General features: G+C 73.1%; 6 protein-coding genes. 2 read left to right on the top strand and 4 right to left on the bottom strand.

Going from position 1 to position 8,136, the window contains the following annotated elements; genetic code table 11:
• Positions 1 to 78 precede the first annotated feature (78 nt).
• Positions 79 to 489 (bottom strand): SAV_915 family protein, encoded by a 411-nt coding sequence (locus tag V7793_RS28715; RefSeq protein ID WP_336011729.1) that lies wholly within the window; start codon positions 487 to 489, stop codon positions 79 to 81.
• 204 nt (positions 490 to 693) lie between these two features.
• The gene (locus tag V7793_RS28710; RefSeq protein ID WP_336011727.1) at positions 694 to 1,536 is read right to left on the bottom strand and encodes a helix-turn-helix transcriptional regulator; all 843 of its coding nucleotides are present in this window, start codon (positions 1,534 to 1,536) and stop codon (positions 694 to 696) included.
• A 146-nt stretch (positions 1,537 to 1,682) separates the two neighbouring features.
• Here V7793_RS28710 and V7793_RS28705 point away from each other — a divergent pair, with 146 nt between their 5' ends.
• Together V7793_RS28705 and V7793_RS28700 are read left to right on the top strand one after the other, a co-directional pair.
• Positions 1,683 to 3,476, top strand: a complete 1,794-nt coding sequence (locus V7793_RS28705) for an AMP-binding protein (protein ID WP_336011724.1) — start codon at positions 1,683 to 1,685, stop codon at positions 3,474 to 3,476.
• A complete protein-coding gene (locus tag V7793_RS28700) occupies positions 3,473 to 5,101 on the top strand; it encodes an AMP-binding protein (protein WP_336011720.1) in 1,629 nt (542 codons plus the stop codon). Before V7793_RS28705 ends, V7793_RS28700 begins: the two co-directional genes overlap by 4 nt.
• Before the next feature lie 249 nt (positions 5,102 to 5,350).
• On the opposite strand, the gene V7793_RS28695 is transcribed toward V7793_RS28700, so the two are convergent.
• Both V7793_RS28695 and gcl read right to left on the bottom strand, forming a co-directional pair.
• Entirely contained in the window at positions 5,351 to 6,139 is a 789-nt protein-coding gene (locus tag V7793_RS28695; protein WP_336011718.1) for a hypothetical protein, read from the bottom strand.
• A gap of 158 nt (positions 6,140 to 6,297) precedes the next feature.
• The gene (gene gcl, locus V7793_RS28690; RefSeq protein WP_336011715.1) at positions 6,298 to 8,031 is read right to left on the bottom strand and encodes a glyoxylate carboligase; all 1,734 of its coding nucleotides are present in this window, start codon (positions 8,029 to 8,031) and stop codon (positions 6,298 to 6,300) included.
• Between the last annotated feature and the right edge of the window lie 105 nt (positions 8,032 to 8,136).

Raw genomic sequence — 8,136 nt, 5'->3', positions numbered from 1 at the left:
CGCCCGGCGACTAAGCCGGCCCGGTCAGCCCGGTCAGCCCGGTCAGCCCGGTCAGCCCGGTCAGCCCGGTCAGCCCGGTCAGCCCGGCAGCGCCGACACCGGCGGTCCCGCCGGATCCGTTCGTACTGCCGGGGCTGTCAGCTGGGGGTCGATGGAGACCGTGGCTACGCCCAGAGGCGTTGCGAGGGCCCGGACGGCCGGGAGGGCCAGGCGGACCGAGGGCTGGTCGGGGCCCAGAACAGCCGAAAGCCGTCGCTCCGTGGTGAAGGCGACGGCGGTCCTCGTACCGAGGGGGGAGCGGAAGACCCGCAGGGCGAAGCCGCACGCGCAGCGCCGTACGGGCACATACAGCGGCTGCTCGGGGGCGTGGCCGGCGGGATGGGAGGGTTCGGCGGGTTCCCCGTCGCCGGCCTGCGAACTCTCGGCGGAGGCCGTGCCGGAGGCGGCGGCGACTGCGGCGGCTTCGGCGGGGGTACGGCTCAGGTGCATGACGGTCCTCGGAAGCTCGGGAGGTGTCGGATGGGAGCGTCGGTGACGGCGCCGCGGCGCCGCCGTTCACGCTATGCCCGTACCGAACCCCGCCGAGCTCCTCCTTGACAGGGTGTTGACCCTCGGTGCCACGCCTTTGACGTCTTCTTGACGGTCCCGCCCACGGTCCCGCCCACGTTTCCGCCGACGGTTCCGCCCGGAGGATTACGGCAGCAGGCCCGCCCGCCGCGCTGCGACCACCGCCTCCAGGCGCGTGTGCGCCCCCAGCTTCCGCATGCTCGACCGGAGGTAGCTCTTGACCGTTTCCGGGCGCAGGCCCAGCCGGTCCGCCGCCGCGGCGTTCGTCGCGCCCGTCGCCACGCAGGCGAGGACGTCCACTTCGCGCGGCGACAGGTCCACGCCGGGCCCCGCGCCCCGTACCGCCGGGTCCGCGGAGGAGGCCGCGGCGAGGCGTCCGCACGCCGCGAGCAACTCCTGGCGCAGGCGCGGGTCCGTGACACGCTGTGCCAGGGCGCGCAATTCGCCGTGCGCCTCGCGGACCTCCTCCCACATCGCCGGGTCGGCGGTGGTGGGCTGATGGGCCACGGACAGCAGCCGCTGCACCTCGTCCTGGACGGCGAGGGCCTGTTCCAGCTCGCGCGCCGCGTCGACCGCGGCGGTCAGGGAGCGGTCCCCGAGGGTGAGCGGGCGGCGCAGGGCGCCGTAGAGCACGCCGCGCACCCGGCCCCGTACGACCACGGGCACCGCGAGCACGGAGCGCAGGCCCTCGGCCGCCACCGCCGCGTCGTACTCGTGCGTGATGACGTGCGAGGACTGGTAGTCGGTCACGGACAGCGGGCGGGTGAGGGCGGCCGCCTTGCCGCCCAGTCCGCTGCCCGTGCGGATCGCCAGTCCGCGCAGGACCGGCGTCGTCGTCCCGGTCATGTCCGATATTCGGAACTGTCGTGTTCCCGTGAGCAGTCCGCCGAAGGCGACCGGCAGTCCGGCTCCCTTGCGCATCCGTATCAGCGCCGCCCGCACCTCGGCCGTCCCGTCCGGATCTCCCATCGCTGCCTCCCCGTCCCGGATCCGGAGGTGGAATCTCCGTATCCCTGAAATGCGGCCACCCCCGTTCGGGGGTGGTGAGACTCAGATCACCGTCGCACGATGCTAACCGTGCGGGCCCGCGATGCGCCCCGCAATCTGGAGGACACGTGACGTCATCGAAGCCGAGGAACGCAGGGGCTGCCGCCGGAGCGCCGGGCTCCGCCGCGGAGTTCCGCGCCGCCCGGGACTTCCTGCTCGCGCACCGCGAGGACTGGCAGGCCGCGTACGAGGGCTTCGCCTGGCCCCGTCCCGCGGAGTTCAACTGGGCGCTGGACTGGTTCGACGCCGTCGCCGAGGGCAACGGCCGCACCGCCCTGTGGATCGCCGAGGAGGACGGGACCGAGCTCAGGCTGTCCTTCGACGACCTGCGCCGCCGCTCGAACCGGGTCGCCAACTGGCTGCGCGGGCAGGGCGTGCGCGCGGGCGACCGGATCCTCGTCATGCTCGGCAACCAGGCCGAGCTGTGGGAGACCGCGCTGGCCGCGATGAAGCTGCGCGCCGTGGTCATCCCGGCCACCCCGCTGCTGGGCACCGCCGACCTCGCCGACCGCGTCGAGCGCGGCCGGGTCTCCCACGTGCTCGTACGGGCCGAGGACAGGGCCAAGTTCGCGGACGTGCCGGGTTCCTACACCCGGATCGCGGTCGGGGAGGGGGCAGCCGAAGGGAAGACCGAAGGGAAGGGCGAGGAGAAAGCCGAGGGGAAAACCGAAGGGGAAGGGGAAGGCGAAGGGGAAGCGGAAGGGGCCTGGATCTCCTACGCCGGCGCCGACCACGCCGACGACACCTTCACCCCCGACGGCCCCACCCGCGCCGACGACCCCCTCCTCCTCTACTTCACCTCCGGCACCACGGCTCGCCCCAAGCTCGTCGAACACACCCACATCTCCTACCCCGTGGGCCATCTGACGACCATGTACTGGATCGGGCTCCGGCCCGGCGACGTCCACCTCAACATCTCCTCGCCCGGCTGGGCCAAGCACGCCTGGTCCAGCCTCTTCGCCCCGTGGAACGCCGAAGCCACCGTCTTCGTGCACAACTACACCCGCTTCGACCCCGCCCGCCTCATGGCCGAAATGGACCGGGCGGGCGTGACGAGCTTCTGCGCCCCGCCGACCGTGTGGCGGATGCTCATCCAGGCCGACCTCGGCGGGCTGCGCACCCCGCCCCGCGAGGCCGTGGCCGCGGGCGAGCCCCTCAACCCCGAGGTCATCGAGACCGTACGGCGGGCCTGGGGCGTGACGATCCGCGACGGCTTCGGGCAGACCGAGACCACCGTGCAGATCGCCAACCCGCCCGGCCAGCCCCTGAAGGTGGGCTCCATGGGCCGCCCCAGCCCCGGCTTCTCCGTCGTCCTCCTCGACCCCCGCACGGGCGAACCGGCCGCCGAGGGCGAGATCGCCCTCGACCTCTCCGCCGGCCCGGTCGGCGTGATGACGGGCTACGCGGGCGACCCGGAGCGCACCGCGGAGGTCATGGCCGGCGGCTACTACCGCACCGGCGACATCGGATCCCGAGACGCCGACGGGTACATCACCTACGTGGGCCGGAGCGACGACGTGTTCAAGTCCAGCGACTACAAGGTGTCCCCGTTCGAGCTGGAGAGCGCGCTCCTGGAGCACGAGGCCGTCGCCGAGGCCGCGGTGGTCCCCGCCCCCGACCCGCTGCGGCTCTCCGTGCCCAAGGCGTACGTCGTCCTCGCCGAGGGCTGGGAGCCCGGCCCGGGGACCGCCAAGGCCCTGTTCGCCCACTCGCGGGCCGTGCTCGCCCCGTACAAGCGCATCCGGCGCCTGGAGTTCGCCGAGCTGCCCAAGACCGTGTCCGGCAAGATCCGCCGCATCGAACTGCGCGAGCGCACCGCGCACGGCGGCGGAGACGAGTACCGAGAGGAAGACCACCGGTGACCACACCCTCGTACGCGGCCGGGAGCACCTCCATCCCGCTGATCGACGACACCATCGGTGCCGATCTCGCGTTCACCATCGAGCGCTTCGGCGACCGCGACGCCCTCGTCGACGTCCCCGGCGGACGCCGCTGGACCTACGCCGAGTTCGGGCGGGCCGTGGAGGAGATCGCCCTGGGGCTGCTGGCCAAGGGGGTGGCCAAGGGCGACCGCGTGGGCATCTGGGCGGTCAACTGCCCCGAGTGGGTCATGGTCCAGTACGCCACGGCGCGCATCGGCGCGATCATGGTCAACATCAACCCGGCCTACCGCGTCCACGAACTGGGCTACGTGCTGCGCCAGGCCGGCATCGGTGTGCTCGTCGCCTCCGTCGAGCACAAGGCCAGCGACTACCGCCGCATGGTCGAACAGGTCCGGGCCGACTGCCCCGCGCTGCGCGACGTCGTCTACATCGACGACCCCACCTGGGCGGGCCTCATCCGGAGCGGGGAGACCGTGCCGCGCGAGCGGCTCGCCCAGCGCGAGGCGCAGCTGAGCTGCCACGACCCCGTCAACATCCAGTACACCTCCGGGACCACGGGCTTCGCCAAGGGAGCCACCCTCTCCCACCACAACATCCTCAACAACGGCTACTTCGTGGGCGAGCTCCTCGGCTACACCGAGGCCGACCGGGTCTGCCTGCCCGTGCCCTTCTACCACTGCTTCGGCATGGTCATGGGCAATCTCGCCGTCACCAGCCACGGCGCCTGCGCCGTCATCCCGGCCCCGGCCTTCGACGCCACCGCCGCCCTGCACGCCGTCGAACGCGAGCGCTGCACCTCGCTCTACGGCGTGCCCACGATGTTCATCGCCGAGCTGGAGCTGCCCGACTTCGCCACGTACGACCTCTCCTCGCTGCGCACCGGCATCATGGCCGGCTCGCCGTGCCCGACCGAGGTGATGAAGCGGGTCATGGGCGAGATGCACATGTCCGAGGTCGCCATCTGCTACGGCATGACCGAGACCTCGCCGGTCTCCACCCAGACCCGGCGCGGCGACGACATCGCGCGGCGCACCGGCACCGTCGGCCGGGTGCTGCCGCACATCGAGGTGAAGGTCGTCGACCCGGAGACGGGGGAGACCGTCGGCCGCGGCGAGCCGGGCGAGCTGTGCACGCGCGGCTATTCGGTGATGCTCGGCTACTGGGACGAGCCGGAGCGCACCGCCGAGGCCGTCGACGCCGAGCGCTGGATGCACACCGGCGACCTCGCCGTGATGGACGAGGACGACTACGTGCGGATCGTCGGCCGCATCAAGGACATGATCATCAGGGGTGGGGAGAACGTCTACCCGCGGGAGATCGAGGAGTTCCTCTACACCCACCCCAAGATCTCCGACGTGCAGGTCATCGGGGTGCCCGACGAGAAGTACGGCGAGGAGATCATGGCCTGCGTGATCCTCCGCGACCCCGAGCGGCCGCTCAGCCGCGACGAGCTCGCCCGCTTCTGCCGCGGCCGGCTCGCGCACTACAAGATCCCGCGCTATCTGCGGATCCTGGACGCGTTCCCCATGACGGTCAGCGGCAAGGTGCGCAAGGTGGAGCTGCGCGACCAGGCGAGCGCGGGGCTCGCGGCGGCGGAGGCCTGACCGGGGCGGAGGTCTCACCGGGCGGAGGCCTGAACGGAAAGGGGGCCCGGCGCCCGGCCGGCGCCTGAGGCGGACCGGCCGGGGCGGGCGGCGAAGGACCGGTGCGTGGGCGGCCCCGAAAAGCTGGAGGGGCCCGCGATCCCCCGTATGTTTCGCGGGCCCGGTACGAAGTCTCCGCCCACGGGCACCCAACCCGCCATCGCCCGGGCGTTGTTCAGAGGAAAAATTGAGCTTGGCGGTACGGGCGGCTCAGGCGGGCCCGCGCTCGACGAGCTCGTCGGCCGGGCCGTTCAGCGGCTGCGGAGTGCCGGTGAGGTCCATCACGAACAGCGGAAGGCGCAGGTCGTCCGCCCGGGAGCGGGCCTCGTGGGCGTAGCCGGCGAGGGAGAAGAAGACGCCGGATGCGGAGTCCACCATGGCGTGCAGCCACAGGCACTCGACCGCCCGCAGCGAGGTGGGCACGGTGGACGGGTCGACCCGGGCGACGAGGGCGCCCGCGCGCAGGTCGGCGCCGGCCGCCTCCGGATCTCCCGGCCGGGTGACGCCCGTGCAGCCCAGCCACGTCAGATAGCGCTCGGCGGCGGCCAGCGCGTCGTCGGCGGTCCGGATGGGCTCCGGCCGGAAGGCGGGGCGCTGCGCCGCGGCGTGCTGCTCACCGGCTCCCGTCCCCGCCCCCGCTCCCGCCGCCGCTCCGGCTCCGGCGCCGTCGTCCCCGGCACCATCGCCGTCGCTGCCGTCGCTGCCGTCGTCCCCGGGCGCGGGTGCGGTCGCGGGCCCCGGCGAACGGACGGGCAGGCGCACCACCGTGCCGCAGGAGCAGCCGAATTCCGGCCGCGGCCACTGGTCCTGGCGGTCGCAGGAGGGGCAGCGGACGGCCACCCAGGCGTCGCGCCAGGTGCGGTGCGCCAATAACTCGGGGGAGGCGTCCGCCTGCACCGGCAGCGTGAGCGGCGCACCGCACGCGCAGGGGAAGGTGGGCGGGGTGAAGGAGTGCTCGCGACGGCACGTCGGGCAGTGAACCGGCACGCTCTTGGCCATATTCGGCTCCAGCAACGGGTCCGTGAGTAGGGGTACGGGCCCATCGTCCACGATGCGGGCGCGCCGGGGGAGCGAATGCCGAAGTGGGCAGCCGTGCCCCCCGCGCCTCATGCGTCGCCGCCGAGCGCGAGGGCGCATGTGCCCGTCGTGCGCCAGCGCTACGGTACGGGTTCGCTCTCGCGGACGGCGTCGATGTCCGGGCCGTGCGGGGTGTCCGCCTCGCGCTCGATCATGATCTCCACCAGGACGGGCCGTGAGGTCGCGGCGGCCTCCTTGCGCGCCCACTCGATCGCCGGCCGGATCTCCCCGGGGCCCGTCACCCGCCGCCCCGAACAGCCGTACGCCTCCATCAGCTTGACGTGGTCCGTTCCCGTCTCGTCGTAGTGGACGTCCACCTGGTAGTTCATCCCGTAGCCGGCCGAGGCCTGGCGGATCAGGCCCAGGTACGTGTTGTTCAGCATGATCAGCACGAAGGGGACGTCGTACTGCGCGGCCACCGCCAGCTCCTCCACCGTGAACTGGAAGCCGTAGTCGCCGACCACGCCGACGACCTCCTCCGCGCCCCGGCCCATGCCCTGCAGCGCCTTCTTGACGCCGATCGCGGCCGGCACTTCCCAGCCGAGCGGGCCCGCTTGCCCGCAGACCTGGTAGTGGCGCGGCCGGTGGGCCTTCTGATGCTGGCCGCCCCAGATCTGGTACAGGCCGATGGCCGTGACGAACCACGTGTCCGCGCCGAAGATCTCGTTGATCTCCTTGTAGACGCGCGGCGCCTTCACGGGGACCGTGGCGAAGTCCTCGCGGCGGGTGAGGGTGCGCTTCAGCTCCCGGCAGCGCGCGGCCCACGCTCCCGGCTGCGTGCCGTGCCCGGCGCCGTACCCCGCACGGCGGGCCTTCGCGGCGGCCAGCAGGGCGGCGAGGAACAGCTTCGCGTCGGAGACGATCCCCAGGTCCGGCTCGAAGACCTTGCCGAGCTGGGAGGGGTCGACGTCGACGTGGACGAAGGACCGCCGCCCCCGGTAGACGGAGAGGTCCGCCCCCGTGTGCCGGTCGCCGAAGCGGGCGCCGACGGCCAGGACGAAGTCCGCCTCCAGGAAGGAGGCGTTGGCGTACCGCTGCGAGGTCTGGATGCCGGTGGTGCCCATGTTCAGCTCGTGGTCGTCCTCGACGGCCCCTTTGCCCATGAGCGTCACCTGGAACGGCACCCCCAGGTACTCCACCAGCTCCCGCAGCTCGTCCGCCGCCCCGGAGAGGATCACCCCGCCGCCGGCCAGGACGAGCGGCCGCTCGGCGGCCAGCAGCAGGTCGAGCGCGGCCTCCACGCGCGGCGGGTGCGGGGCGACGACGGGCACCGGAAGGCGCGTGTCCAGCGCCGGGTCGTAGCGGATCCCGCGGCGGGCGACGTCCACGGGGATGTCGATCAGTACGGGGCCGGGGCGCCCCTCGCGCGCGGTGCGGAACGCCTCCCTGAACGCCCACGGGATCTGCGCCGCCTCCTTGACCTGCACGGCCCGCTTGGTGACCGGCCGGACGATCTCGACGATGTCGACGGCCTGGAACGCCTCCTGGTGGAGCTTGGCGGAGACCGCCTGCCCGGTGACGCACACCATCGGGACGGAGTCGGCGAACGCGGTGTACAGGCCGGTGACGAAGTTGGTGCCGCCCGGGCCCGAGGTGGCGATGGCGACGCCGGGCCTGCCGTTGGTGCGCGCCCAGCCGTCGGCCATGTGCGTGGCCCCGGCCTCGTGACGGACGATCAGGTGCTCGATGCCGCCCACGGCTTCCAGCGCCTGGTACAGCGGCAGGATCGCGGCGCCGGGGCAGCCGAAGGCGACGTCCACGCCCTCGTCCTTGAGGATGTGGACCGCGGCGTGCATGGCGGGCATCGTCGTCATCGCCGCGCCCTCCCGGCCCCGGAAGCGGGTGCCTGCCCGGCCCCGGAGGCGGGTGCCTGCCGGGCGTCGGAGGGCTGCCGCCCGGCGCCGTGGGTCCGCTCGATG

Origin of the sequence: Streptomyces sp. KLMMK (assembly GCF_036961605.1) — a bacterium.
GTDB lineage: Bacteria > Actinomycetota > Actinomycetes > Streptomycetales > Streptomycetaceae > Streptomyces > Streptomyces telluris.
This window is presented reverse-complemented; position numbering and strand designations above follow the sequence as displayed.

What these genes read in the sequence shown, in the direction of transcription:
- V7793_RS28715 (WP_336011729.1), bottom strand. Translation starts at nt 489, where the DNA reads ATGCACCTGAGCCGTACCCCCGCCGAAGCCGCCGCAGTCGCCGCCGCC.
- V7793_RS28710 (WP_336011727.1), bottom strand. Translation starts at nt 1,536, where the DNA reads ATGGGAGATCCGGACGGGACGGCCGAGGTGCGGGCGGCGCTGATACGG.
- V7793_RS28695 (WP_336011718.1), bottom strand. Translation starts at nt 6,139, where the DNA reads ATGGCCAAGAGCGTGCCGGTTCACTGCCCGACGTGCCGTCGCGAGCAC.
- gcl (WP_336011715.1), bottom strand. Translation starts at nt 8,031, where the DNA reads ATGACGACGATGCCCGCCATGCACGCCGCGGTCCACATCCTCAAGGAC.